This window comes from Microbacterium sp. X-17, from assembly GCF_039615055.1.
This window is the reverse complement of the sequence record NZ_JBDHNI010000008.1, coordinates 23,497-48,357: the sequence shown is the minus strand read 5'-3', so window position 1 is coordinate 48,357 and position 24,861 is coordinate 23,497. Positions and strand designations below refer to the sequence as shown.

The window sequence follows — 24,861 nt, the reverse complement described above, 5'->3', positions numbered from 1 at the left end:
GCCGCGGTGGCCGGGGAGGTCAGCCGCGCAGTGCGCCGTCCATCAGGTGCTGGACGACGGGCGGCGATCCCACGCCGCGTCCCGACACCTCCGAGCGGCCGTCCTCGCCGGTGACGACGGGGCCGGTCAAGCTCTCGTGTCGCCGCAGTTTGTTGACGATGACGATCTGCAGATGCAGGAGCAGGCGCTCGTCGAACTCGATGACCGTGGAGTCGTAGATGAGCGAACCCATGCGGCACCTCCCGAGGTGTACGCGTTATGCGCAAGTGTGATCCGATTCGCGCGGAAAGTCGATGGCGATCCGCGGATTCATCAGCGCTTCGAACTGCCGGCGGAGGATGCGCACTCCACTCGGCGCACGGCATGATTGCCGCATGAGCTCACGTCCTCCCGCCGTGGTCGTGCGCGGCCTCCGCAAGTCGTACGGGTCCTTCGAGGCCCTGCGCGGCGTCGACTTCGAGATCGCCGAGGGCGAGACCTTCGCACTGCTCGGGCCGAACGGTGCGGGAAAGAGCACGACCATCGAGATCCTGGAGGGCTACCGCGACCGGTCGGACGGCGAGGCGAGCGTCCTCGGGGCCGATCCGGGCAAAGCCGGCACCGCGTGGAAGGCGCGGCTCGGGATCGTGCTGCAGTCCGGGGCCGAGGCGGCGAACGTGACCGTCCGCGAGCAGCTCACGCAGTTCGCGCGCTACTACCCGCGCAGCCGCGACGTCGAGGAGGTCATCGCGGCGGTCGGGCTGGAGGAGAAGGCGAAGGTCCGCATCCGCAACCTGTCCGGAGGCCAGCGCCGCCGGCTCGATGTCGCGCTCGGCGTGATCGGGCGTCCGGAGCTGCTCTTCCTCGACGAGCCGACGACCGGGTTCGACCCGGAGGCCCGTCGGCAGTTCTGGGAACTGGTGCGCGGGCTGAAACGGGAGGGCACGACCATCCTGCTCACCACCCACTACCTGGACGAGGCCGCGCAGCTGAGCGACCGGGCCGCCGTCATCGCGCACGGCGCGCTGCTCGACATCGGCGCGGTGGACGCGATCGGCGGGGCGGCCGCGCGCGTCCCGATCGTCCGCTGGCGGGACTCCACCGGTTCCCCGCACGAGGAGCGCACCGACGCGCCGGGAGCGCTGGTCGCCCGACTGGCTGCCGAGGCCGGCGGGGAGCCCCGCGACCTGGAGGTCATCCGCCCGAGCCTGGAGGACATCTACCTCGGGCTGGTGCGCGAGGCGGACCAGCGGGCCGCCGAGGAGGTGGCCGCATGACCTCGGTCGCGCTGGGCTGGGCCCGCATCCGCTATGAAGTGCTCGTGTACTTCCGCCAGGCGGACACCATCTTCTTCACCTTCCTGTTCCCGGTGGTCATGCTCGGGATCTTCTCGGTCGCGTTCCAGGGCCTCGGCAAGGTCGGCGCGGCCCCGGACGGCAGCGGCGGCATCACGCAGGCGGCCTACTACCTGCCGGGGATGATCGCCGCCGGCATCCTCCTCAGCGGCGTGCAGAACCTCGCCGTCGACATCGCCGTGGAGAAGAGCGACGGGACGCTGAAGCGCCTGGGCGGCACCCCGCTGCCGGTCGTCTCGTACTTCCTGGGCAAGATGGGCCAGGTCATCGCGACGAGCATCCTCCAGATCGGGCTGCTGCTGTTCGTCGCGCGGGTACTGTTCGGGGTGGCGCTGCCGACCGACCCGCAGGCCTGGCTGCGCTTCGCCTGGATCTACGCGCTCGGCATCGTCACGTCCGCCGTGCTGGGCATCGCGCTCTCCGCGGTGCCGCGCACAGGCAAGAGTGCGACGGCGGTCATCATCCCGATCGTGCTGGTGCTGCAGTTCATCTCGGGCGTCTACCTGGCCTTCAACCTGCTGCCGACCTGGCTGCAGAACATCGCCAGCCTGTTCCCGCTCAAGTGGATCGCGCAGGGGATGCGGAGCGTGTTCCTCCCGGCGAGCTTCGAGGCGGCCGAGCCGAGCGGGAGCTGGCAGCTCGGCTGGATCGCGGTGGTGCTGCTGATCTGGCTCGTCGCCGGGCTGGTCGCGTGCCGGCTGTCCTTCCGGTGGATCCGGAAGGACGGCCAGTAGGCGACCTCACTCGATCGGCGTGTCCGGGTCGTGCCCCCACTCCGCCCACGACCCGTCGTAGACGCGCACGTTCGCGTGGCCGAGCAGGTAGCGCAGCGCGAACCACTCGGCAGAGCCGCGGTTGCCGATCGTGCAGTAGGTGATGACCTCCGCGTCCGGGTCGATAGCGGCGAACATGCCCGCCAGGGTGTCGCGGTCGCGGAACCGTCCGCGCTCGTCGAAGACGCCGGCCGCGTCGACGTTCACCGCCGACGGGATGCGGCCCGCGCGGCCTCCCGGCTCCGGGGTCCCGGACGGCCAAAAGCGCTCGCCGGTGTACTCGGCGGCGCTCCGGGAGTCCACGATCGTGGTGCCCGCGCGCGCGATCGCCGCGCGCACGTCGGCGGCGGTGGCCCGGATCGCGTCGTCCGGTTCGGGCAGCGGATAGCGGGAGGGCGCGACCTCCGGCGTCTCCGTCGTCCACGGCCGGCCGGCCTCCTGCCAGACCGCACGGGAGGTGTCGAGGATGCGCGCGTCCGCGTGCCGGAACAGCGTCATCAGCCAGAACCCGAGCGACGGGGCGTAGCCGTAGAACACGACGGTCGTGTCCGGGGTGATTCCGGATCGCTCGAAGAGCGCGCGGATCGCGTCGTCCGCGACCGGCCGGTAGTCCGGGCCTTTGAGGTCGGCGTACGGGTTCCAGAGCACGGCGCCGGGGAGGTGGCCCGACGTGTAGGCGGTGGCGTTCACGTCCACCTCGATGACGCGGACGCCGGGGTCCGTGAGGTGGGATTCGAGCCAGTCGGGCCCGACGAGGGGAGCATCGGCGCGCACGTCGGCTCGGGTAATGGTGGTGGTGGTTGTGGAGCTCATGGTGGCCTCCCTGCGGCTCACTCCAACTGGATCCAGCCGAGCAGGTCCTCCCGCGCGACTGCCTGGAAGAGGGCAGGATGGTCGGACCGCATGTGGGCGCTGATGTCGTCGACGACCTCCGCGTCCGTCTCGCCGCGGGCGATGTAGCCGCATTCGCACCGGATGATCCTGGTCATCTCGTCCTCCCTCATAGTTCTACGCAGGGCCCGTTGGCAGAATGTTGGCATGACGTTGGCGTCCGGTGGAGTCCGGGTGCAGCTCTGCGGGACACTGCACCTCGAAGCGGCGGGGGAGCGGCTGGAGGACGCCCTCCCCGGCCGCCAGGGGAGGTTGCTCTTCGCGTACCTCGTGCTCAACCGGCACCGGCCGTGCACCCGGGAGGAGCTGGCCGAGGCGGTCTGGCCGGGCGCGGTCGCCGCCCACGGGGCCGGGCTGAACCCGCTGGTGTCCAAGCTGCGGCGGCTGCTCGGCGCCGACGCGCTGGAGGGGCGGACGGCGCTGCGCCTGGACCTCGGCGAGGACGCCCACGTCGACGTGGAGTGGGCGGAGCAGGCCGTCCACCGCGCCGAGTCGCAGGTCGCCCTCGGACACTGGGCGGCGGCCTGGGGTCCTGCGATCGGCGCGATGCTGGTGGCCCAGCGGGAGTTCCTGCCCGGCGAGGACGCCGGCTGGATCGAGGAGGAGCGCCGCACGCTCGCCGACATCCTCGTGCGCGCGCTGGACGCCTACGCGGCCGCGACCCTGGAGATGGGGGGCACCGAGCTTCCTGCCGCCGTGCGCGCGGGGCGCCGCCTGGTGTCGGTCGCCCCGCTGCGCGAGACCGGCTACCAGGTGCTCATGCGGGCACTCCAGCGCCAGGGCGACGTCGGGGCGGCGGTCGCGGTGTACGGCGAGCTGCGCGCCGTGCTGCGCGACGAGCTCGGCGTCTCCCCGAGCCCCGCCACCCAGCAGCTCTACGCGTCCCTCCTCGCCGACTCCTGAACCGCCGAGGGGCACATAAACGCCCCTAAAACCGCGCTTTAGGGGCGTTTACGTGCCCCTCGATGTCAGGCGACGCCCTTGGCGAGCATGCTGTCGGCGGCGGAGATGACGGCTTCCTCCCACGGGCGCGGGTCGAACCCGAGCACGCGCCGGGCCTTCTCGGTCGACACCTTCTTCCGGTAGCCGAGCTCGGCCGCCATCGACCGCATCCCCGGGTTCGCCTCGGCCGCGGCGCGCACCGCGGCATCGGGCAGCAACGCCGTCGCGGCAGGCACCCGGCTCGCGCGCTCGCCGAGCCCGTCCCGCAACACCGCTCCGACCTCCGCGAGCGGCACCGCGTCCTCCTGGGACGCGAGCAGGAAGCGCTCGCCCGCCGCGCCCTCTGCGGTGATCGCGGCGATGTGCGCCGCGGCGACATCCCGCACATCCACGAACGGGACGGCGAAATCCGGATACGCGGGCAGCTCGCCCATGAGCACGCGCCGCACCAGGTGGTTCGCGCCCGAGATTCCTGTGCCGATCAGCGGCCCGACGACCGCGACCGGGAGCATCGTGACCAGCTCGGTGGAGCCGCCGTCGAGCAGCTCCCATGCCGCGCGCTCGGCGAGCACCTTGCTGCGCCCGTAGGCGTCCATCCCCGGGCCGTCGAGCGGCGACCAGTCTGCCTCCGCGAACGCGCGGTCGAGGGGAGGATGACCGAACCCGACCGCGTGGAAGGCGGAGGTCAGCACGACGCGCGGCACCCCCGCGTCCCGGGCGGCGCGCAGCACCCGCAGCGTGCCCTCGCGTGCCGGCACGATCACGTCGTCCTCGTCGTCGACCGGCCCCAGGTGGACGGGTGAGGCGACGTGCAGGACGGCGTCGACGCCGTCCACCGCCTCGGCCCAGCCGGCGTCGTCCAGGAGGTCGGCCGCGACGAAGTGCAGCGCGTCGCCGTTCGTCATCCCGGCCTCGGCCAGCGCGGCGCGCGCGGCGTCCTCGCGGTCGAGCGAGCGGATGGTGGCGCGGACCTCGTGGCCGCTGCCGAGAAGCTGGAGGATGATGTGCCCGGCGATGAAGCCGGAGCCGCCGGTGACGAGGATGCGCTGGTCTGCCATGCTCGGTCCTTTCGGTTGGTCTGGTGCTGACCCTTCGATGGTTCCCCCACCGGCCGGACGCATCCAGCCCCCTGTCGACACTGGTAGTCGGAGGGACACCCTGCCCGGCCCGTCTCCGCGTAGCGTGGACCGCATGAGCGTCGAGCCGGAGGGGCAGGGCAACCTGCTGGGCGAGTTCCTGCGCGCCCGGCGCGAGCTGGTCTCGCCCGAGAGCCTCGGCATCCCCGTGCTCGGCACGCGCCGGGTGGCCGGCCTCCGCCGCGAAGAGGTCGCGATGCTGTCCGGCATCAGCGCCGAGTACTACCTCCGGCTGGAGCAGGGCCGCGACCGCAACCCGTCCGGTCAGGTGCTGCGCTCGATCGCGCGCGTGCTGCAACTGGACGAGGAGGCGACCGCATACCTGCTCGGGCTGCCGGACAGCGACCGGGCGCCGCGCCGGCCGCGCCGACCGCGCGCCGAGACGCTCCCGGAGAGCCTCGCCGCGCTGGTCCCGCAACTCCCGTTCCCGGCGTTCGTGGAGGGCCGATACCTCGACGTGCTCGCCGCCAACGCCCTCGCCTCCGCGCTCTCGCCGCGGCTCGTCCCCGGACGCAACCGGATGCGCGACGTGTTCCTCGACCCGGCCGAGCAGGCGCTCTTCCCCGACTGGGAGGCCGCCTCGGCCGTGCTGATCGCGGGCTTCCGGCGATCGGTCGGCGCCGACGCCGACGACGCGCGCGTGGTCGAGCTGGTCGGCGAGCTGTTCATCGCGAGCCCGGTGTTCCGGAGGCTGTGGAGCCGGCACGACGTCCGCGAGCGCCAGGGCGCGACCTTCGCCTTCCAGCATCCCCAGGTCGGGCCGCTCACCGTCCACCGCGAGAAGCTGCAGGTCACCGGCACCGACGGGATCGTGCTCGTGCTCTACCACGCCGCCACGGACGCCGACGCGGAGAAGCTGCGGCTGCTGGGGGCGCTGGCCGACACAGCGGCGGAGGCCGCGGCCGAGCGGTCGAGCTTGTAAGGTGGAGTGATCCACGGGGGACTCGCCTATCGGGGCGACTTGTCTGGTTCGATTTCCAGAGTCCTCCACTAGCGCCCACACGCCCCGGGGTCTGGCGCTCTCGCGCCGAAAGCGTTGAGATGGACCATGACGAACCTGACGCTGATCCAGCGCTCGCCGGATCCGGAGGCCGTCGGCACGTCCCGCGACCGCCGGCCCACCCTGGCCGAGCGGTTCCGGGCCATGGGACGCAGCCGCATCGGCGCGCTGCTCCTGCTGCTCGCGACGCTCATCGCCATCGTCTGGGCGAACATCTCCTTCACCGGCTACGAGCACTTCTGGGAGACGCACCTCACGCTCGGGCTGGGCGACCTCCACCTCGACTTCACCCTCCACGCGCTCGTCAACGACGCGCTCATGGCGATCTTCTTCTTCACCGTGGGGCTGGAGGTGCGGCGCGAGTTCGCGATCGGCGAGCTGACGAGCTGGTCCCGCGCGGTCGTCCCCGTCGTCGCGGCGATCTTCGGGCTGGCAGTGCCGGCGGTCATCTTCGTGCTGTTCGCGATGGGGACCGGCCATGCCAACGCCTGGGGCGTCGTGATCTCCACCGACACGGCGTTCCTGGTCGGCGGCCTCGCCCTGATCGGGCCGCGCGCGGTCGGCCGCCTCCGGGTGTTCCTGCTCGCACTCGCCGTGGTGGACGACATCGGCGCGCTGAGCATCATCGCGCTGGTCTACACGAAGGACTTCAACCCGGTGCCGCTGATCGTCGCCGCGGTCGGGCTGGTGGGTGTCTACTTCACGCGCTACCTCCGCGGAGGGCGCGGGCCCGTCTACGGGACGCTCGCGGTGATCGTCTGGCTGGCGTTCCTCGCCTCCGGCGTGCACCCGACGCTGGCCGGCGTCGCGATCGCGCTGCTGATCCCGGTGTACCGGCCCAACCGGCGGGACGTGGAGCACGCGCTCGACCTGGCGAGGACGTTCCGGCAGTCGCCGAACACCGAGTACGCCCGGGCGGCGGCCAACAGCCTCCGGGAGTCCATCTCCATCAACGAGCGGCTGCAGTCGGCGTGGTCGCCCTACGTCGCGTATGTGGTGCTGCCGCTGTTCGCGCTCGCCAACGCGGGCGTGCGGCTGAACGGCGACATCCTGGCCGGCGCGGTGGTCTCCCCGTTGGCGTGGGGCGTGGTCGCCGGGCTCGTGGTCGGCAAGTTCGTGGGCGTCTTCGGCTCGACCGTGCTGCTGCGGGCGCTGCGGATCGGAGAGTTCGGCCCGGGCCTCACGGTGGACCGGCTGGCCGGCGGCGCCGCCCTGTGCGGGATCGGCTTCACCATCTCGCTGTTCATCGTGGACCTCGCCATCCCGGGGGAGGCCGCCCAGAACGCCGCCCGGGTCGGCGTCCTGGCGGCGACGGTGATCGCGTTCGTCGTCGCGACCATCGTGTTCCGTCTCTCCGACGTGCACCGGCCCAAGGAGGAGATGGGGCTCACGCTGGTGCGCCCGGTCGACCCGAGGCGCGACCACGTCTTCGGCGACCCGAACGCCCCGTTCACGATCGTCGAGTACGGCGACTTCCAGTGCGGCTTCTGCCTCAAGGCGACCGGATCGGTCGGCGAGGTGCGCGAGGTCCTCGGCGACGACCTCCGGTATGTGTGGCGGCACGCTCCGCTGACGCGGTTCCATCCGAACGCCCTCGCCGCGGCGGAGGCCTCGGAGGCGGCCGCGCGGCAGGGGAAGTTCTTCGAGTTCGAGCGCAGCCTGTTCGCCGATCAGGAGCACCAGCTCCCGTCGGACATCATGCGGCGCGCGGTGGAGCTCGGCCTCGACCTGGAGCGGTTCGAGGCCGACCTGAGCTCGCCGGAGGTGGCCGCGCGCGTCCGGGACGACATGCTCGACGCGGAGGCGATGGACATCACAGCCGTGCCGACCTTCTTCATCAACGGCCGCCGCCACACGGGCCCGTACGACGCGCAGTCGCTCATCCGGGCGCTGCAGGCGAGCGTCGCGGCGCCGTGATTGCTCAGGCCAGCGCCGCGCCCGGCACGGCGAGCTCCCCGGTCAGGTACTGCGACCTCCCGAAGCCGAACGACCAGTCCTCCGGGCCGTTCTCGACGTAGCCGATGAAGACGTCCTCCCCGGCGACGCCGACCTCCCCGAGCCGGCGTGCGATCTCCGCGAACAGGCTCTGTTTGGCCTCGGTCGCGCGGCCGCGCTGCGTGAAGATCTGGATGACGACCACGCCGTCGCTGCGCTCGAAGCCGAGCCCGGCGTCCTCCGCGATGATCGAGCCGGCCGGGCGCTCGGTGATGATCTGGAACCGGTCGCGCCGGGGGATGCGGTACTCGCTCACGATGGCGTCGTGGACGGCGTCGGCGATGGCACGGACGGCTGACGCCGGGCGGCCCTCCTGGAGTTCGATCCGGACGAGGGGCATGGGACCTCCGTTGTGCAGATTGATAGTTTGTCCTGTCAAATGATACGCTTCTGACACGAACCACAGCACGCCCCCGATGAAGGAGTTCCCGACATGACCGAGCATGGGGAGACGTTCGACCTGATCACCATCGGGCGCATCGGTGTCGACCTCTACCCCCTGCAAGACGGGGTCGGGCTGGAGGACGTCGAGACGTTCGGCAAGTTCCTCGGCGGCAGCGCGACCAACGTGTCGATCGCCGCCGCCCGGCACGGTCTGCGCTCGGCAGTGATCACCGCAACCGGCGACGACCCGTTCGGGCGCTACGCCCACCGCGAGCTCCGCCGGCTGGGAGTCGACGACCGGTTCGTCGGCACGGTCGACACCCTCAAGACGCCGGTGACCTTCTGCGAGATCTTCCCGCCCGACGACTTCCCGCTGTACTTCTACCGCGACCCCCTCGCTCCCGACCTCGCCCTCACAGCGAAGGACCTCGACCTCGACGCGATCAGCCGCGCCCGCATCTACTGGTCGACCGTGACCGGCCTGTCCCGCGACCCGAGCCGCACCGCGCACCACGTGGCGTGGGAGGCGCGGGGTCGGCGGCCGCTCACCGTCCTCGACCTCGACTACCGGCCGATGTTCTGGCCGAGCGGGGCGACGGCCACGGCCGAGGTGGAGCGCGCGCTCGCCCAGGTCACCGTCGCGGTCGGCAACCGGGAGGAGTGCGAGATCGCGGTCGGCGAGACCGAGCCGATGCGGGCGGCCGACGCCCTCCTCGAGCGCGGCGTCGAGCTGGCCGTCGTCAAGCAGGGCCCGCGCGGCGTGCTTGCCAAGACGCGCGAGGAGACCGTGGAGGTGCCTCCGTACTTCGTGGAGGTCGTCAACGGCCTCGGCGCGGGCGACGGCTTCGGCGGCGCGCTCTGCCACGGCCTGCTGCAGGACTGGTCGCTGGAGCGGGTCATCCGCTTCGCCAACATCGCCGGAGCCATCGTCGCCACGCGCCGCGAGTGCTCCACCGCCATGCCGACGACCGCCGAGGTCGAGTCGGTGCTGAAGGAGCTCCAGAATGTCCACAGCTGACCTGATCGCCGGCTCCGCTCCGATCATCGACGCGGCCGCCTTCGAGCGCCTCCGCGCCCGCCGCCACACCAGCCCCGACGACGTCGCAACCGTGCTCGCCGCGCGCACCCGGCGCCCGCTCGTCCGCGACGACGGCCGCCTCTTCATCGTCGCGGCCGACCACCCGGCCCGCGGCGCCCTCGGCGTCGGCGACGACCCGATCGCGATGGCCGACCGTTACGACCTCCTGCAGCGGCTGGCGCTCGCGCTGTCCCGCCCGGGGGTGGACGGCGTGCTCGGCACCCCCGACATCATCGAAGACCTGGCGCTGCTGGGCGCCCTCGACGACAAGATCGCCGTGGGCTCGATGAACCGCGGTGGCCTCCGCGGCGCCGTCTTCGAGATGGACGACCGCTACACCGGCTACGACGTCGACGCGATGGTGCACGACGGCGTGGACGCGGCCAAGCTGCTCGTCCGCGTCAACCTGGAGGACGCCGGCACGGCGCGCACGCTGGAGGCGACGGCGCACGCGGTTACCGCGGCTGCCAGGGCGCGGCTCCCGATCCTCCTCGAACCGTTCATGAGCCGGTGGAGCGACGGGCGGATCGTCAACGACCTCACGACGGACGCGGTCATCCAGTCGGTGGCCATCGCCTCCGGCCTGGGCGCCTCGTCGGCGTACACCTGGCTGAAGCTCCCGGTCGTTCCCGAGATGGAGCGCGTCATGGCGGCGACCACGCTGCCCACGCTCCTGCTCGGCGGCGACACCGACGCCGCGCCCGAGGAGACCTTCGCGTCGTGGGAGGCCGCGCTCGCGCTCCCGGGCGTGCACGGGCTCGTCGTCGGGCGTACCCTCCTCTATCCGAAGGACGGGGACGTCGGCCGCGCCGTCGACATCGCCGCCTCCCTCGTCCACGGCCGCTGATCCGGCCCGCTCACCGCACGCAGCACCTCGAAGGAACGACACCATGACGAGCACCGACACCTCCACCGCCCCCGTCGCCGCGGGCGAGCTGCCGACGATCCCGCACTGGATCGACGGCGCCGAGCGGCCCTCCACGAGCGGGCGTACCGCTCCCGTCTTCAACCCGGCCCTGGGCGTCCCGACGGCGAATGTCGCCCTCGCCGATCAAGCAGAGATCGACGAGGCGATCGCGTCGGCGCAGCGCGGGTTCGAGGTGTGGGGCCAGTACTCCATCGCCCGGCGGCAGTCGGTGCTGTTCGCGTTCCGGGAGCTGCTGAACGCCCGCAAGGGTGAGCTGGCGTCGATCATCACGGCCGAGCACGGCAAGGTGCTCTCCGACGCGATGGGCGAGATCCTGCGCGGTCAGGAGGTCGTGGAGCTGGCGACCGGGTTCCCGCACTTGATCAAGGGCGCCTACTCCGAGAACGCATCCACCGGCATCGACGTGTACTCGCTGAAGCAGCCGCTGGGCGTGGTGGGGGTCATCTCGCCGTTCAACTTCCCGGCGATGGTGCCGATGTGGTTCTTCCCCGTCGCGATCGCCGCGGGCAACGCGGTCGTCCTCAAGCCGTCCGAGAAGGACCCGTCGGCGGCGCTGTGGCTCGCCAGGCTGTGGAAGGAGGCCGGCCTCCCGGACGGCGTCTTCACCGTGCTCCAGGGCGACAAGCTCGCCGTCGACGGCCTCCTGAACAGCCCGGTCGTGCAGTCCATCTCGTTCGTCGGCTCGACCCCGATAGCGCAGTACATCTACGAGACGGCGTCGAAGAACGGCAAGCGCGTCCAGGCGCTCGGCGGCGCGAAGAACCACATGCTGGTGCTCCCCGACGCCGACCTCGACCTGGTCGCCGACCAGGCGGTCAACGCCGGGTACGGCGCGGCGGGCGAGCGCTGCATGGCCGTCTCGGTCGTGCTCGCCGTGGAGCCGGTCGCGGACGACCTCATCGCGAAGATCACCGAGCGCATCGGAAAGCTGCGCATCGGCAACGGCGCGGGCGACGGCCAGGGCGAGCCGGATATGGGGCCGCTGATCACCGGCGTGCACCGGGACAAGGTGTCCGGCTACGTCGACATCGCCGAGGCGGACGGCGCAGACATCGTGGTCGACGGTCGCGGCTTCACCGTCGAGGGACATGAGGACGGCTTCTTCTTCGGCCCGACCCTGATCGACAACATCCCGATCACCTCCGCCGCCTACCGCGAGGAGATCTTCGGGCCGGTGCTTTCGGTGGTGCGCGTGCAGACCTTCCAGGAGGGCCTCGACCTCATCAACTCCGGTCAGTTCGGCAACGGCACCGCGATCTTCACCAACGACGGGGGCGCCGCCCGGCGGTTCCAGAACGAGGTGCAGGTCGGCATGATCGGCATCAACGTGCCCATCCCCGTCCCGGTCGCCTACCACTCGTTCGGCGGCTGGAAGGCCTCCCTGTTCGGCGACGCCAAGGCCTACGGCGTGCACGGCTTCGACTTCTTCACCCGCGAGAAGGCGATCACCAGCCGCTGGCTCGACCCGGCGACCCACGGCGGCATCAACCTCGGCTTCCCGCAGAACACCTGAGGATCGCGGACATGGCAGAGCACAACGAATGGTTCTTCCCGCGCGGCGCGCTGACCGACCGCTGGTGGGAGTCCGTGGTCGACGACTCCCTCGACGGCTGGCAGCACACCGGGCTCCGGGTCGCGGAGCTCGCCGGCAACGCGGTCGAGCTGGAGGCCGGTGACGTCGAGCGCATCGTTGTCCCGCTCGCCGGGTCGTTCGCAATCGAGCACGACGGGGAGACCACCCATCTCGCGGGTCGGTCGAGCGTGTTCGACGGGCCGACCGATGTGGTCTACGTCGGCGCCGGAAACGGTCTGACGATCAGCGGGTTCGGCCGGGTCGCCGTGGCGGAGGCGCCGACGCGTGTCCGCAAGCCGTCGGTGTACATCGCGAAGCATGCGGTGCCCGTCGAGCTGCGCGGCGCCGGCCGGGACAGCCGTCAGGTGCACAACTTCGGCACTCCGGGCGCGTTGGACGCGGCCTCCCTGATCGTGTGCGAGGTCATCACTCCGGCGGGCAACTGGTCGTCCCACCCCGCGCACAAGCACGACGAGGACGTGCCGGGCCACGAGTCCCGGCTGGAGGAGATCTACTACTTCGAGGCCGCCCCGGTCCGCGGCGCCGGCGCGCCACCCACCGCGGACGCCTTCGGGAGCTTCGCCACCTATCGCTCGGCCGCCGGCGATATCGAGACCAACGCGCTCGTGCGCACGGGCGACATCGCGCTCGTGCCGTTCGGCTACCACGGCCCGGCCGTCGCAGCCCCCGAGTACGACCTCTACTACCTCAACGTCATGGCCGGTCCCGGCGAAGAGCGCGCCTGGCTGATCAGCGACGACCCGCGCCAGGCCTGGCTGCGCGACACCTGGACCGCCCAGGACACCGACCCCCGCCTTCCCTACGTCTCGACCACGCAAGGAGCCGCCCAATGATGACCGACACGGCGACGACCCGCAGGATGACGGTGGCCCAGGCGCTCGTCGAGTTCCTCGCCAACCAGTGGACCGTCGACGGCGACGTGCGCGAGCGCACCATCCCCGGGATGCTCGGCATCTTCGGGCACGGCAACGTCGCCGGCATCGGCCAGGCGCTCAAGCAGGCGAACGTGCAGGACGCGGCCCGGATGCCGTACTACCAGGCGCGCAACGAGCAGGCGATGGTCCACCAGGCGGTCGGTTTCGCGCGCATCCACCGCCGCCGGGCCACGCTCGCCTCGGCCGCGTCGGTCGGGCCGGGCGCCGCCAACATGATCACCGGCGCCGCCCTCGCGACGGCGAACCGCCTCCCGGCACTGCTGCTGCCGTCCGACACCTTCGCGACGCGCGTCGCCGATCCGGTGCTTCAGCAGCTGGAGCACCCGCACGACCTCGGCATGCAGGTGACGGACGCGTTCCGGCCCGTGTCGCGGTTCTTCGACCGCGTGCAGCGGCCGGAGCAGCTGTTCTCCATTGCGCTCGCGGCGATGCGCGTGCTGACCGACCCGGCCGAGACCGGCGCGGTGACCATCGCGCTGCCCGAGGACGTGCAGGCCGAGGCCCTCGACGTCCCGGAGGAGTTCCTCGCTCCCCGCGAGTGGCACATCCGCCGTCCGCTCCCGGAGGGCTGGGCGCTGCAGGCGGCCGTCGACGCGATCCGCAGCGCGCAGCGTCCCGTGATCGTCGCGGGCGGCGGGGTCCTGTATTCGGGCGCGGAGGACGTGCTGCGCGCGTTCGTGGAGGCCACCGGCATCCCGGTCGGCACCACGCAGGCCGGCGGGGGCTCCCTGAGCTGGGACCACCCGCAGTACCTCGGCGGCGTCGGCGCGACCGGCACCACCGCCGCCAACCGGATCACGGCGCAGGCCGACCTCGTCATCGGCGTCGGCACCCGCTACAGCGACTTCACCACCGCCAGTCGTACGGTCTTCCAGAACCCGGACGTGCAGTTCGTGAACGTCAACGTCGCGCCGTTCGACGCCTACAAGCACGGCTCGCAGCTCCCGCTGATCGCCGACGCTCGGGAAGCGCTCGCGGCGCTGACCGAAGCGCTAGCCGGGTACACGGTGCACCCCGGCTACGCGACCTGGATAGCCGAGGAGAAGACGGAGTGGGACGCCGTCGTCGACGCGGCCCTCGCTCCCACGGCCCTCGAAGCCGAGTCCGCGCTCATCGGGCAGCCGCAGATCATCGGCGCCGTCCAGCGCGCCTCCGACCCGCGCGACGTCGTCGTGCAGGCGGCGGGCTCCCTTCCCGGCGACCTGCACAAGCTGTGGCGCGTCCGCGACCCGCTCGGCTACCACGTCGAATATGCGTTCTCGTGCATGGGCTACGAGATCGCCGGCGGGATGGGCGTCAAACGCGGGCTGGACGCCGCCGGTGACGACCGTGACGTCATCGTCCTGGTCGGCGACGGCTCCTACCTGATGCTGCACACCGAGCTCGCGACCGCCGTCGCCGAGGGCATCAAGATCGTCGTCGTGCTCATCCAGAACCACGGCTACGCGTCCATTGGCCACCTCTCCGAGACGGTCGGCTCGCAGCGCTACGGCACGCGCTACCGGTACCGCGACGAGGCCGAGCTGAACTTCGAGCGCGGCGACTTCCTGCCGGTCGACCTCGCCGCCAACGCCCGCAGCTTCGGCATCGACGTGATCGAGCTGGCGCCCGGCCCCGATGCCGCCGCCCGACTCGAGGAGGCCGTCACGGCGGCCAAGGCGTCCACGACCTCCACGCTCATCCACATCGACTCCGACCCGTTCGTTTACGCGCCCGACGGCGAGGGCTGGTGGGACGTCCCGGTCGCGGAGGTCTCCGCGCTGGAGAGCACGCGGACCGCCCGCGCCGCCTACGTCCGGCAGCAGAAGCAGCAGCGGCCTCTGCTCGGGTGAGCGCGCCGCACCGAACCACGACCACCACAGCCACCGAAGGACGACGATGACCGACACCGCCACCGACCACCGCGCGCCCGAGGCGCACACCTCCGGCCTCCGCATCGGCACAGCGCCCGACTCGTGGGGCGTGTGGTTCCCCGAGGACCCGCGGCAGACCCCGTGGGACCGCTTCCTCGACGAGGTCCAGGCCGCGGGGTACCACTGGATCGAGCTCGGGCCGTACGGCTACCTCCCGACCGATCCGGCGCAGCTCCTGGACGAGCTCGCCGAGCGGGACCTGCGGATCAGCGGCGGCACCGTCTTCACCGGTTTCCACAAGGGAGCCGACCAGTGGGACCGCGCCGTCGAGCAGGTCGAGAAGGTCGCCGCGCTCACTCGGGCGGTCGGCGGCGAGCACATCGTGGTCATCCCCGACCTCTGGCGGTCGGACGCCACCGGCGAGACGCTGGAGCCGCGCACGCTGACCGACGAGCAGTGGACCTCGCTGGCCGCCGGGCACGACCGCCTCGGTCGTATGCTGCTCGAGGAATACGGTCTCCGTCAGCAGTTCCACTCGCACGCCGACTCCCACGTCGGCACGCACCGCGAGGTCGAGCGCCTGCTCGCGCAGACCGATCCGCGCTACGTGAACCTCTGTCTCGACACCGGCCACTTCGCCTACTACGGCGGTGACAGCGTCACGCTGATCCAGGACCACCCGGAGCGCATCGGGTATCTGCACCTCAAGCAGATCGACCCGGAGCTGCGCTTCGAGGTGCTCAAGAACGACGTCGCGTTCGCGGACGCCGCGATCGACGTGATGGTCGAGCCGCCGGCCGGCATCCCGGACTTCGCTCCGATCATCGAGGCAGTCGCCGCCATCGACCCCGAGACCTTCGCGATCGTCGAGCAGGACATGCCCGGCATCGACATCGACGTCCCGCTCGGGATCGCCACCCGCACGCGCCGGCACATCTTCGGATGCTCGCCGCTCACCCGCACCCGCTGACCTTCGCCCGCTGACACCCTCCGCCACGCACAGAATCGAGCCGTATCCGCATGACCACCAGCAACCAGGACCTCCGCGTCGGCGTCGTCGGCGCCGGGCAGATGGGCGCCGACCACATCCAGCGCATCACGCGCACCATCAGCGGGGCCACCGTCTCCGCGATCGTGGAGCCGGACGCCGGACGGGCGGAGGCCGCGGCAGCCGCGGCGCCCGGAGCGCGGGCCTTCGCGAGCGTCGAGGACGCGCTCGACGCCTCCGCCCTCGACGCGGTGATCATCGCGACGCCCGGCCAGTTCCACGAGCCCGTGCTCGTGCCCGCGCTGGAGGCGAAGCTCCCGATCCTGTGCGAGAAGCCGCTGACGCCGGACAGCGCGTCGTCGCTGCGCATCGTGGAGCTGGAGCAGAAGCTCGACCGCCCGCACATCCAGCTCGGCTTCATGCGCCGCTTCGACGAGGAGTACCGCGCGCTGCGCGAGCTGATCGTCGGCGGCGACGCGGGGGAGCTGCTGATGCTGCGCGGCGTGCACCGCAACCCGTCCGTGCCCGACAGCTACACCCAGTCGATGCTCATCACCGACTCGGTCGTGCACGAGTTCGACGTCATGCCGTGGCTCGCCGGCTCGCCTGTACGCAGCGTCGAGGTCAAGTACCCGCGGCGCAACGACCTCGCGCCCGAGCGGCTCCGCGAGCCCATCCTGGTGCTCATCGAGCTGGAGAACGGCGTCCTGGTCGACGTGGAGATGAACGTCAGCGTGCGCTTCGGCTATCAGGTCGGCACCGAGGCGGTCTTCCAGACCGGCGTCGCGCGGATCGGCCAGCCGTCCGGCCTGCAGCGCTGGTCCGACGCCGCGTTCTCGATCGCCGAGCACACGACCTTCAAGACCCGGTTCGCCCGCGCCTACGACGCCCAGGTGCAGGCGTGGGTGGACGCCGTGCGCGACGGCTCGCTCATCGCCGGGCCGAACGCGTGGGACGGCTACCTCGTCGCCCTCGCGTGCGAGGCCGGCGTCCGGGCGCTGGAGCAGTCCGGTCCCGTCCCCGTCGAGTCGGTCGAGCGCCCCGCGTTCTACGCCTGAGCCGCGTCGATCAGCGGTCGACCAGGGTGAGCTCGAACGAGTAGAGGTCGGGACGGTACACGTGCCGGCCGAACTCCACCGCCCGGCCGGAGTTGTCGAACGCGGTGCGCGACATGGTGAGCAGCGGCGACCCGCGGCGGATCTCCAGGAGGTCGGCCTCGTTCGCGTTGGCGGCGCGGGCGCCGATCCGCTGATTGGCGACCCGGATGGCAACGCCGCGCGCCTTCAGCAGCTGATAGAGGCCGCGGGTCTCCAGGTCCTCGCGCGGGATGTCGATGAAGTCCTCGGGAAGCGTGTTCTCGAGGATCGCCAGCGGCACGCCGTCGGCCGACCGCAGCCGGGTGAGCTCCAGCACGGGATAGCCGAGCTTGACCCCGAGCTCGCGCGCCGCGGTCTCGTCCGCGATCCCGATCTCGTAGGAGATGACGCGGGTCGTCGGCGTCTGCCCCAACTGGCCCAGATCCTCGTAGAGGCTGGTCAGCTCGACATTGCGGGTCACCCGGCCGTGGACGACCTGCGTCCCGATGCCGCGGCGGCGGACCAGGAGGCCCTTGTCGACCAGCTCCTGCAGCGCGCGGCGGATGGTGGGACGCGACAGCCCGAGCCGGTTGCCGAGCGAGATCTCGTTCTCGAGGCGGGATCCCGGTGGCACCGTCTCGGCGCGGATCGCCGCCTCCAGCGCCGTCGCGAGCTGGTAGTAGAGCGGCACCGGGCTGGACTTGTCGAGGCTGTCGAACAGGTCCGCGGGCAGCGGGTACTCGGCTTGCATCCGCGTCCTCCACAGGTCGGTCCAAATGTCAGAACAACCGTACACCTTGTGGATCTTGTCAGCCCATGCGCACGCCCGTAGGCCTATTCGGCGGCGCTCAGCGCGATGGTGCCGATGCCGAGTGCTGCCAGGATCGCGGCCGAGACGCGTTCGAGCGTCTTGGTCACCGCCGGCCGTTTGAGCCACAGCACAGCCCGCGACGCGAGCAGCGCCACCACCGTCAGGTACGCCGCCGCGACGACAGCGTCGATCGCGCCCAGCAGGAGGGTGTTGCCGATCGCGGCGCCGTCGTGGGGGACGAACTGCGGCGCGATCGCGAGGAAGAAGAGACCGACCTTCGGGTTCATCACCGTGGACAGCACCCCAGCAAGGAAGCCGGAGTGGAGGCTGGTCGTCCGCACCCTCGCCTCCGGACCCTGGGCGGCGTGCCGGCGGCTGGCGATCAGCGCTGCGACGCCGAGGTAGAGGAGGTAGAGGCCGCCCGCGATCTTGACGACGCGGTAGACCTCGGCGGACTGCTCCAGCAGCGCGGCCAGCCCGAACGCGACGGCGAGCGCCCACAGCATCGAGCCGACGGCGGACCCCGCCGACGCCGCGAGGCCGGCGCCCGGGCGGGCCAGGCTGTACCGGAGGACGAGGAACGTGTCGGGGCCGGGCGTCACCGCCAGGATCGCGCAGAGGCCCGCGAAGGCGAGGAGGGCGGGGGCTGTCATGCAGCAAGTGTAGGGGGCACAGGCCCCACCCCCACCGCCGGTCGCCAACGGAGGACCTACGGCCCTCACCCGTCCCGATCTCCTCCGCTGACTGCGATTCCGGGGTCCGGCCGCACAGATCTCCTCCGTTAGCCACCCCAGGAACGACGCTGACCGGACGCGTTATGATCGCGCCCATGGACAACACGGAGCAGGTCGCGCTGGATGACAGCGTCGCCCGCCCCGAATCCGCTCCCACCGACCCGGCCGACACGGCGATCGCGGCGGTGGAGGAGCAGTTCACGATCCTCTTCAACCGCGTGAGCGCCGGGATGCGCGAGCGGTCCGCGCGCGTGCACCCCGACCTCCAGCCGGTCGGCTTCAAACTCCTGAACACCCTGGTGCGGACCGGGCCCGTGCACGCGGGCGCCCTCGCCGGGGAGCTCGCGACGGACAAGAGCGTCGTCAGCCGCCAGGTGCGCATCCTGGAGGAGCTCGGCTTCGTCGAGCGCCGCACCGACCCGGCCGACCGCCGCGCCAGCTTCCTGGTCGCGACCCCCGCCGCGATCGAGCGCGTCAACGAGGCGCGCGCCGCCGACCAGGCGCAGCTCTACCGCAGCCTCCGCCAGTGGGGCCCGGACGACGTCTCCCGCCTCGCCACCCTCCTCGCCCGCCTCAACCAGTCCTGACCCAGCCTCACCAACCGCGCGAGACGGCGCAAACTCGCCCCAAAGTCGCCGAGTGGGCGGAGAATCCGCCGCGTCGGCGGCTCAGCGGGCCGGGAGGCGCAGCTCGAGGGCGGTCCCGGCGGGGCCGGTGGAGGCCACGCGGACCTCGCCGCCGTGGCGCACCGCGACCTCCCGCACGAGCGCGAGGCCGATGCCGAAGCCCGATCGGGAGGGACCGGCGGTCGTGGTCGCGGGCGCCGCGCGAGCGAACCGGTCGAAGATCCGGGCCGGGTCGATTCCCTGGATGCCCGGCCCCTGGTCCGCGACTGTCAGGTACGCCGAGCGCCCCTCCCGCCGGATCGTCGCCGTCACCACGCCGCCGGCAGGGGAGTGTGCGACGGCATTGTCGAGCAGGGCGGTCGCGCAGCGCTGCAGGGTCGTCGCCGGGATGTCGCTCGCGACCTCGTCCCGCACCTCCAGCCGGACCGTCACCCCGGCCTGCCCCGCAAGCACCCCGAGCGACTCGACCGCTCGGCGCACCGGGTCGGCCAGCTGCACCGGACCGTCCGACGCCGCGGCGCGCTCGCGTTCGGGGTCGGCGGCGAGCAGTAGGTCGTTGACGACCTCGATCAGCGTGCGGGTGTCGTCGCGCAGCTCCGCCACCGTCGCGGTCGACGGGTCGCCGTCCGGGAGGCCGCGCTGCAACACCTGGAGCCGCGCGTCGAGCACCGCGAGCGGTGTCCGCAGCTCGTGGCTGGCGTCCGCCACGAAGTCCCGCTGCCGGCGCAGCGCCTCCCCGAGCGGCCGCACCGCTCGCCGTGTGACCACCACGGCGAGCACGCCGGCGACGATCACCGCGAGCACGCCGACGACGATGAACGCGATCATCGCGTCCACGGTGTCGATGTAGATCTTGTGCTCGCCGGGGCGCGGAGCCTCCTGCAGCTCCGACGGCTGGAGCTGGTCCAGCACGAAGAAGAACGCCACCCCGATCGCCGCGACGACCAGCGCGCCCGACGCGATGGTGAGTTGGAGGCCGACCGTGCGGGAGGCGCGGCGGACCTCCCGGAAGTCGACATCATCCCGCCTGGTCACAGCTGCCCCAGCCGATAGCCCTCGCCGCGCACGGTCGCGATGATCTCCGGATCGGTCTTGCGCCTCAGGTAGTGGACGTAGGTGTCGACGGTCCCGGGCTGCTCGTCCGCCTCGAACACCGCCTCCAGGATGTGCGCGCGCGAGAACGTCCGCAGCGGGCTCTCCGCCAGCAGCCGCAGGAGGTCGGACTCCCGCTCGGTGAGCTGGATGCGACCCTCGTAGGGCGAGTAGATGCTGCGGCTCTCCGGGTAGAACCGCCATCCCCCGACCGGCAGCTCGCGGCCCTCGCCGGTGAAAATGCGGGTCAGCGCCCGCAGCCGCGCGAGCAGCTCGTCGAACTCGAACGGCTTGACCAGGTAGTCGTTCGCCCCGGCGTCCAGGCCTTCGACGCGGTCCCGGAGGGCGCCGAGCGCGGTGAGCATGATGATCGGTGCGACGACGCGGCCGTCGCGCAGCTTGCCGACGAGGGTCACGCCGTCGATGCCGGGCAGCCGCCGGTCGACCACCATCGCGTCGAACCGCTCCCGGAGCCCCACCGCGAGCCCGGCCTCCCCGTCGACCACGCGCGTCACGTCGTACGCCTCCGACAGCACCTGCTCGATCAGCGGGCCGAGGCGCGGGTCGTCCTCGACGAGCAGCACGCGCAGTCGGGAGGCCTCCATGTCGTTCAACTTAGCGCGGCCCCCGTGGTTCGCGGCCGTGCGCGGGGTCGAGCCCCGGACCGATGAGCGGGAGCCGCTCCAGCGGCGGCGCGATCAGCCGCAGCACGCCGAGCACGAGCAGGACCGCCGCCGTCGCGTAGACGAGCGACGCCAGCACGTCGCTGGGATTGTGCACGCCGAGGTAGACGCGGGAGAGCGCGGTGAGCAGGGGAGCGACGACCGCGAACGCGATGAGCGGTCTCCGCAGACGGCCCTGGCCGAACACGATCAGCAGGCCGAGGGCGAGCGCCACCGCGAAACTGGTGTGCCCGCTCGGGAAGCTGAATCCGGTGTCGGTGAGGACGTGGTGCGGGAGCCCGGCGGACAGCGGCCGCGGGCGCTGCACGACATCCTTCACGACGGAGCTGCCCAGCCAGGGGAGCAGGGCGAGCGCCGCGAACGCGAGCGCCGGCCCGAGCCTGCGCCGGGCGATCCAGGTCGCCGCGGAGATCAGCCCGACGGTCGCGAGGGCGGCCGCCGGCGAGAACAGGAGGTCGTCGGCAAGCGTCACCGCGTCGAGGAACGGCGTGCGGGCTCTCTCGACGGCGCGGATGACGCCGAGGTCCCACGCGGTGAAGGCGGGGGAGGCCACGATCGCGAGGCCGGCGAGCACCACGAGCAGGACGACGATGAGCGGGAGGATGACGCCACGCGCGGTGGCGGACGGCGTAGCCGATCGCTGCTCGTCTCCGCCGAGCGCCCGGCGGGGTGTGGTCGCGGTCATCGCTCCTCCTTCGACCCTCCAGCCTGCGCGCCGCCTCCCCAGATGCCGCTAAGGATCCCCGGCCCCCTCCCAGCCCCCGGCCTCTCAGAGGATTCTGGGAGGCGATGCGGGATGCTGTCGGGATGCTCCGCAACAAGGTCCCCGCCGTCACGGCGCTGTTCTGGGTCACGAAGCTGCTGACGACGGCGATGGGGGAGACGACCTCCGACTACCTGGTCAAGAACTACGACCCGGTCATCGCGGTCATCGCCGCCTTCGTGGTGTTCGCCGCCGCCTTGGTGCTGCAGTTCGCCGTGCGCCGCTACATCCCGTGGGTGTACTGGCTGACGGTCTTGATGGTGGCGGTGTTCGGCACGATGGTCGCCGACGTCCTGCACATCGTCATCGGCATCCCGTACCTGGTCTCGACGGTCTTCTTCGCGGTTGTCCTGGCCGTCGTGTTCCTGGTCTGGTACCGCACGCAGCGGACGCTGTCGGTGCACCACATCGACACGCGGCCCCGGGAGTTCTTCTACTGGTGCGCGGTGCTGGCGACGTTCGCGCTCGGCACGGCGGTGGGTGACCTCACCGCGACGACCTTCGGGCTCGGCTACCTGGTGTCCGGCATCCTCTTCGGCGTGCTGTTCGCCATTCCGGGTGTCGCGTACCGCTGGTGGGGGCTCGGCGCGACCGCAGCCTTCTGGACCTCATATGTTCTGACCCGGCCTTTCGGAGCCTCGATCTCGGACTATCTGGCCGTCTCCCACGCGCGCGGCGGCCTCGACCTGGGCACCGGACCGGTCAGCCTGGTGCTGTTCGCGGCCATCGTCGTGTGCGTCGTGGTGATGAGCGTCCGCCGTCCCGCAGGGCCGGGGGCGACCGCCGCGGAGGGGCGCGCGAGCTCCACTCTGGCCGCCGAATAGCCCACCCTCCCGGGTTCCCTTAAAGTCAGCCGCTGGTACCCTCGATCGGGTATGACGCCCGCGGACCCCTCTCGCAGTCGCGGCCGCCGCTCGGCAGGCCGTCGTGCCGCCGTACCCGCGGCGAGGCGGTCGAGCGCCCCGAAGGCGCCCCGGACCACGCCCCGGAATGCGTCAGCACCCCGACGTCGTCGCCGCCCGCTGCAGCTCCCGCTCCACCACCGCCTCGGCGTCTCGCTGGCCGTGATCGCTCTGGTCTGCGGCTTCTCGATCGTGCCGACGGACGCCGCGCTCGCCGCGACCGTGGTCGGCCCGGAGGCCACGACGCTCGCTCCCGGCGCGCCCGCCTCGGACGCCGTGCAGCACCTCCTGGTGGACGCCACGATCGGCGCCCCCGTCGTGGACCGCGACACCCTCGGCGCGACGGACAGCATCGAGAGCCTCGCCCGCATCGGAACGAACGAGTCGTGGGCCGAGCTGGTGCTGATGTTCGGCGGCTGGCAGACGACCAAGCCGAACGTCGACTTCATGCTGCGCTGGATGCGTCAGGAGAACGGCCCGCCGGACTGGTGGAACCGCAACAACCCGCTGAACAACGGCTACGGCTCCGGAGGCGGCGCCGGCTTCGGCAGCTACCCCGACCTCGTGACGGCCGCGAAGTACTGCGCCGAGAACCTGCAGCGCGGCTACCCGGCCGTCGTCGCCGGACTCACCGCCGGCACGAGCGCCGACGTCACCGCCGCCGCGATCTGGGCCTCCCCGTGGGCGAGCAGCCACTACGGCTACGGCTCGCACTGGAGCACGTCCCCCGTGCCGATCGTCACCGCCCCCGCCTCCGCCTGGGGCAACTAGCCCGCGCGTCCACCCCGACCGGCGCCGAGGGGCACGTAGTTGTCACTTTGCACGCGCATAAGTGACAACAACGTGCCCCTCGACGGAAGCCGTCAGCGCGCGACCTCGGAGGGTGCGCCCTCTCGGGTGATGATCGCAGCGTCGCCGTCCTCGTCCAGTTTCACGCCGAGGCGCTTGCGGAACGCCCGGGTCAGCACGAGCAGCGTGACGATCCCGATCGCCAGCCAGATCAGGCCGTAGGTGAGCGCGTCGAAGTGGAGGTTGGCCCACAGCACGCCGGTCAGCAGCATCCCGATCCCCGGCAGCACGAGGTTGCGGACGATCTGCTTCGCCCCGCGCACCTGCCGCTTGCGGATCGCGAAGTGGATGATCACCGTCGCGTTCACCATCGTGAAGGCGATGAGCGCGCCGAAGTTGATCATCGACGACACGAACTCCAGCGTGAACGCCGCCGCCAGCAGCGACACCGCGCCGACCAGCAGCACCGCCACGGCGGGAGTCCGGAACTTCGGGTGCACGAACGACAGCGTCCGCGAGATGCGGCCGTTCCCGTTGCGCGCCATCACGTAGATCATGCGCGAGACGCTCGCGTGCGACGCCAGGTTGGAGGCCACGGCCGCCGCGACCGCCGCCGAGATGAACAGGATCTGGAAGAGCAGCCCACCGGTCTTGAGCGCGATCTCCGGCAGCGTGTCGTCGGTGAAGTGGAAGCCGGCGAGCGTCGGGAAGCGCGACTGCGCGAACCACGCGGCGACGAAGAAGATCGCGCCGCCGATCATCAGCGCGAGCACGATCGCCTTCGGCACCGTGCGGGCGTCCTTGGCCTCCTCGGTGTACATCGTGATCGCGTCGAAGCCGATGAAGGAGAAGCAGACGACGGTCGCGCCGCCGATCACCGCAAGGATGTGGACGCCTCCGTGGAAGAGCGGCGTGAGGCTGAAGACCGTCCCGGTGCCCGCGCCCGCGTTCAGCGACGCCCAGGTCAGCGCCACGAACACCGCGATCAGGACGACCTGGAACGCCACCAGGACGCCGTTGACCTTGGAGGTGGACGACATGCTGAACAGGTTCATCGCCGTGATCGCCGCCACATAGCCGACCACCCAGATCCAGCCGGGCACCTGCGGGAAGAACGATTCCAGGTACAGCCGGACGATCAGCGCGTTCACCAGCGGCAGCAGCAGGTAGTCGAGCAGCGACGACCAGCCGACCAGGAAGCCGACGTTCGGGTGGATGGTCTCCGACGCGTAGGTGTACGCCGACCCGGCCGAGGGGAAGACCCGCGTCATCCGGCCGTAGCTCACCGCGGTGAACACCATCGCCACCAGCGCGAAGAGGTACGCGGACGGGACGACGCCGTTGGTCTCCCCGGTCACGATGCCGAACGTGTCGAACACGGTCATCGGGGTCATGTAGCCGAGTCCGAGGCCGACGATCGCCCAGAGGCCGAGGGACCGGCGGAGTGCGGTGGGTGCGGGGTTGGTGGACACGCGAGCTCCTTCGCTGCAGTCGGGGACGTGCCATAGTAAGCCCACTCCGCAACGAAATCCGAATCGACAACGACGGATCGCA

The 24,861-nt window shown here is 71.5% G+C and carries 26 protein-coding genes; 15 read left to right on the top strand and 11 right to left on the bottom strand.

Going from position 1 to position 24,861, the window contains the following annotated elements; genetic code table 11:
- Positions 1-19: 19 nt before the first annotated feature.
- A complete protein-coding gene (locus ABCS02_RS31130; protein WP_345839596.1) occupies positions 20-232 on the bottom strand; it encodes a hypothetical protein in 213 nt (70 codons plus the stop codon).
- 142 nt (positions 233-374) lie between these two features.
- Between ABCS02_RS31130 and ABCS02_RS31125 the strand changes: the two genes are divergently transcribed.
- Both ABCS02_RS31125 and ABCS02_RS31120 read left to right on the top strand, forming a co-directional pair.
- The gene (locus ABCS02_RS31125) at positions 375-1,256 is read left to right on the top strand and encodes an ABC transporter ATP-binding protein (protein ID WP_345839595.1); all 882 of its coding nucleotides are present in this window, start codon (positions 375-377) and stop codon (positions 1,254-1,256) included.
- Positions 1,253-2,068, top strand: a complete 816-nt coding sequence (locus ABCS02_RS31120; RefSeq protein WP_345839594.1) for an ABC transporter permease — start codon at positions 1,253-1,255, stop codon at positions 2,066-2,068. Before ABCS02_RS31125 ends, ABCS02_RS31120 begins: the two co-directional genes overlap by 4 nt.
- A gap of 6 nt (positions 2,069-2,074) precedes the next feature.
- Here the strand turns inward: ABCS02_RS31120 and ABCS02_RS31115 are convergent, their stop codons facing one another.
- Complete coding sequence (locus tag ABCS02_RS31115; RefSeq protein WP_345839593.1) at positions 2,075-2,920, bottom strand: sulfurtransferase; 846 nt, start codon at positions 2,918-2,920, stop codon at positions 2,075-2,077.
- A 17-nt stretch (positions 2,921-2,937) separates the two neighbouring features.
- Positions 2,938-3,096: a DUF1059 domain-containing protein gene (locus ABCS02_RS31110; protein WP_185275210.1), complete on the bottom strand. Its 159-nt coding sequence runs from the start codon at positions 3,094-3,096 to the stop codon at positions 2,938-2,940.
- A 49-nt stretch (positions 3,097-3,145) separates the two neighbouring features.
- Between ABCS02_RS31110 and ABCS02_RS31105 the strand changes: the two genes are divergently transcribed.
- Positions 3,146-3,901, top strand: a complete 756-nt coding sequence (locus tag ABCS02_RS31105; protein ID WP_345839592.1) for a BTAD domain-containing putative transcriptional regulator — start codon at positions 3,146-3,148, stop codon at positions 3,899-3,901.
- Between the two features lie 65 nt (positions 3,902-3,966).
- Here the strand turns inward: ABCS02_RS31105 and ABCS02_RS31100 are convergent, their stop codons facing one another.
- Positions 3,967-4,998: an NAD-dependent epimerase/dehydratase family protein gene (locus ABCS02_RS31100; protein ID WP_345839591.1), complete on the bottom strand. Its 1,032-nt coding sequence runs from the start codon at positions 4,996-4,998 to the stop codon at positions 3,967-3,969.
- Positions 4,999-5,131: 133 nt separating this feature from the next.
- On the opposite strand from ABCS02_RS31100, the gene ABCS02_RS31095 reads away from it, so the two are divergent.
- Complete coding sequence (locus tag ABCS02_RS31095) at positions 5,132-5,998, top strand: helix-turn-helix transcriptional regulator (RefSeq protein ID WP_345839590.1); 867 nt, start codon at positions 5,132-5,134, stop codon at positions 5,996-5,998.
- Positions 5,999-6,124: 126 nt separating this feature from the next.
- Positions 6,125-7,993 carry a Na+/H+ antiporter NhaA gene (gene nhaA / locus ABCS02_RS31090; protein WP_345839589.1) on the top strand — a complete coding sequence of 623 codons (1,869 nt, stop codon included), beginning with the start codon at positions 6,125-6,127 and terminating at the stop codon, positions 7,991-7,993.
- Positions 7,994-7,997: 4 nt separating this feature from the next.
- On the opposite strand, the gene ABCS02_RS31085 is transcribed toward nhaA, so the two are convergent.
- Complete coding sequence (locus ABCS02_RS31085; RefSeq protein ID WP_345839588.1) at positions 7,998-8,411, bottom strand: tautomerase family protein; 414 nt, start codon at positions 8,409-8,411, stop codon at positions 7,998-8,000.
- Between the two features lie 93 nt (positions 8,412-8,504).
- Between ABCS02_RS31085 and iolC the strand changes: the two genes are divergently transcribed.
- The 7 genes from iolC to ABCS02_RS31050 are packed head-to-tail and all read left to right on the top strand — an operon-like array spanning position 8,505 to position 16,889.
- Complete coding sequence (gene iolC / locus ABCS02_RS31080) at positions 8,505-9,473, top strand: 5-dehydro-2-deoxygluconokinase (protein ID WP_345839587.1); 969 nt, start codon at positions 8,505-8,507, stop codon at positions 9,471-9,473.
- Positions 9,460-10,380, top strand: a complete 921-nt coding sequence (locus ABCS02_RS31075; protein ID WP_345839586.1) for an aldolase — start codon at positions 9,460-9,462, stop codon at positions 10,378-10,380. Before iolC ends, ABCS02_RS31075 begins: the two co-directional genes overlap by 14 nt.
- A gap of 43 nt (positions 10,381-10,423) precedes the next feature.
- Complete coding sequence (locus tag ABCS02_RS31070) at positions 10,424-11,974, top strand: CoA-acylating methylmalonate-semialdehyde dehydrogenase (protein ID WP_345839585.1); 1,551 nt, start codon at positions 10,424-10,426, stop codon at positions 11,972-11,974.
- A gap of 11 nt (positions 11,975-11,985) precedes the next feature.
- Positions 11,986-12,888, top strand: coding sequence for a 5-deoxy-glucuronate isomerase (gene iolB / locus ABCS02_RS31065; RefSeq protein ID WP_345839584.1), 903 nt, complete (start codon positions 11,986-11,988; stop codon positions 12,886-12,888).
- On the top strand, positions 12,885-14,822 hold the full coding sequence (iolD, locus tag ABCS02_RS31060) for a 3D-(3,5/4)-trihydroxycyclohexane-1,2-dione acylhydrolase (decyclizing) (protein WP_345839583.1): 1,938 nt from the start codon (positions 12,885-12,887) through the stop codon (positions 14,820-14,822). The genes iolB and iolD overlap by 4 nt, the downstream gene beginning before the upstream one ends.
- Before the next feature lie 46 nt (positions 14,823-14,868).
- On the top strand, positions 14,869-15,813 hold the full coding sequence (locus tag ABCS02_RS31055; protein ID WP_345839582.1) for a sugar phosphate isomerase/epimerase: 945 nt from the start codon (positions 14,869-14,871) through the stop codon (positions 15,811-15,813).
- 50 nt (positions 15,814-15,863) lie between these two features.
- Positions 15,864-16,889: a Gfo/Idh/MocA family oxidoreductase gene (locus tag ABCS02_RS31050; RefSeq protein WP_345839581.1), complete on the top strand. Its 1,026-nt coding sequence runs from the start codon at positions 15,864-15,866 to the stop codon at positions 16,887-16,889.
- A gap of 10 nt (positions 16,890-16,899) precedes the next feature.
- Here the strand turns inward: ABCS02_RS31050 and ABCS02_RS31045 are convergent, their stop codons facing one another.
- Together ABCS02_RS31045 and ABCS02_RS31040 are read right to left on the bottom strand one after the other, a co-directional pair.
- Complete coding sequence (locus ABCS02_RS31045; RefSeq protein ID WP_345839580.1) at positions 16,900-17,658, bottom strand: GntR family transcriptional regulator; 759 nt, start codon at positions 17,656-17,658, stop codon at positions 16,900-16,902.
- An 83-nt stretch (positions 17,659-17,741) separates the two neighbouring features.
- Positions 17,742-18,371 carry a LysE family translocator gene (locus ABCS02_RS31040; protein WP_345839579.1) on the bottom strand — a complete coding sequence of 210 codons (630 nt, stop codon included), beginning with the start codon at positions 18,369-18,371 and terminating at the stop codon, positions 17,742-17,744.
- Positions 18,372-18,547: 176 nt separating this feature from the next.
- Between ABCS02_RS31040 and ABCS02_RS31035 the strand changes: the two genes are divergently transcribed.
- Positions 18,548-19,039 carry a MarR family winged helix-turn-helix transcriptional regulator gene (locus tag ABCS02_RS31035; protein ID WP_345839578.1) on the top strand — a complete coding sequence of 164 codons (492 nt, stop codon included), beginning with the start codon at positions 18,548-18,550 and terminating at the stop codon, positions 19,037-19,039.
- A gap of 81 nt (positions 19,040-19,120) precedes the next feature.
- Here the strand turns inward: ABCS02_RS31035 and ABCS02_RS31030 are convergent, their stop codons facing one another.
- The 3 genes from ABCS02_RS31030 to ABCS02_RS31020 are packed head-to-tail and all read right to left on the bottom strand — an operon-like array spanning position 19,121 to position 21,538.
- Positions 19,121-20,113 (bottom strand): HAMP domain-containing sensor histidine kinase, encoded by a 993-nt coding sequence (locus ABCS02_RS31030; protein ID WP_345839577.1) that lies wholly within the window; start codon positions 20,111-20,113, stop codon positions 19,121-19,123.
- Positions 20,110-20,775: a response regulator transcription factor gene (locus tag ABCS02_RS31025; protein ID WP_345839576.1), complete on the bottom strand. Its 666-nt coding sequence runs from the start codon at positions 20,773-20,775 to the stop codon at positions 20,110-20,112. The genes ABCS02_RS31030 and ABCS02_RS31025 overlap by 4 nt, the downstream gene beginning before the upstream one ends.
- A gap of 10 nt (positions 20,776-20,785) precedes the next feature.
- Positions 20,786-21,538 (bottom strand): phosphatase PAP2 family protein, encoded by a 753-nt coding sequence (locus tag ABCS02_RS31020; protein WP_345839575.1) that lies wholly within the window; start codon positions 21,536-21,538, stop codon positions 20,786-20,788.
- Positions 21,539-21,642: 104 nt separating this feature from the next.
- On the opposite strand from ABCS02_RS31020, the gene ABCS02_RS31015 reads away from it, so the two are divergent.
- Together ABCS02_RS31015 and ABCS02_RS31010 are read left to right on the top strand one after the other, a co-directional pair.
- The gene (locus tag ABCS02_RS31015; RefSeq protein ID WP_345839574.1) at positions 21,643-22,440 is read left to right on the top strand and encodes a hypothetical protein; all 798 of its coding nucleotides are present in this window, start codon (positions 21,643-21,645) and stop codon (positions 22,438-22,440) included.
- A 240-nt stretch (positions 22,441-22,680) separates the two neighbouring features.
- The gene (locus ABCS02_RS31010) at positions 22,681-23,289 is read left to right on the top strand and encodes a hypothetical protein (protein WP_345839573.1); all 609 of its coding nucleotides are present in this window, start codon (positions 22,681-22,683) and stop codon (positions 23,287-23,289) included.
- 92 nt (positions 23,290-23,381) lie between these two features.
- Here ABCS02_RS31010 and ABCS02_RS31005 read toward each other — a convergent pair whose 3' ends face one another.
- Positions 23,382-24,779 (bottom strand): APC family permease, encoded by a 1,398-nt coding sequence (locus tag ABCS02_RS31005; RefSeq protein ID WP_345839572.1) that lies wholly within the window; start codon positions 24,777-24,779, stop codon positions 23,382-23,384.
- Positions 24,780-24,861 lie beyond the last annotated feature (82 nt).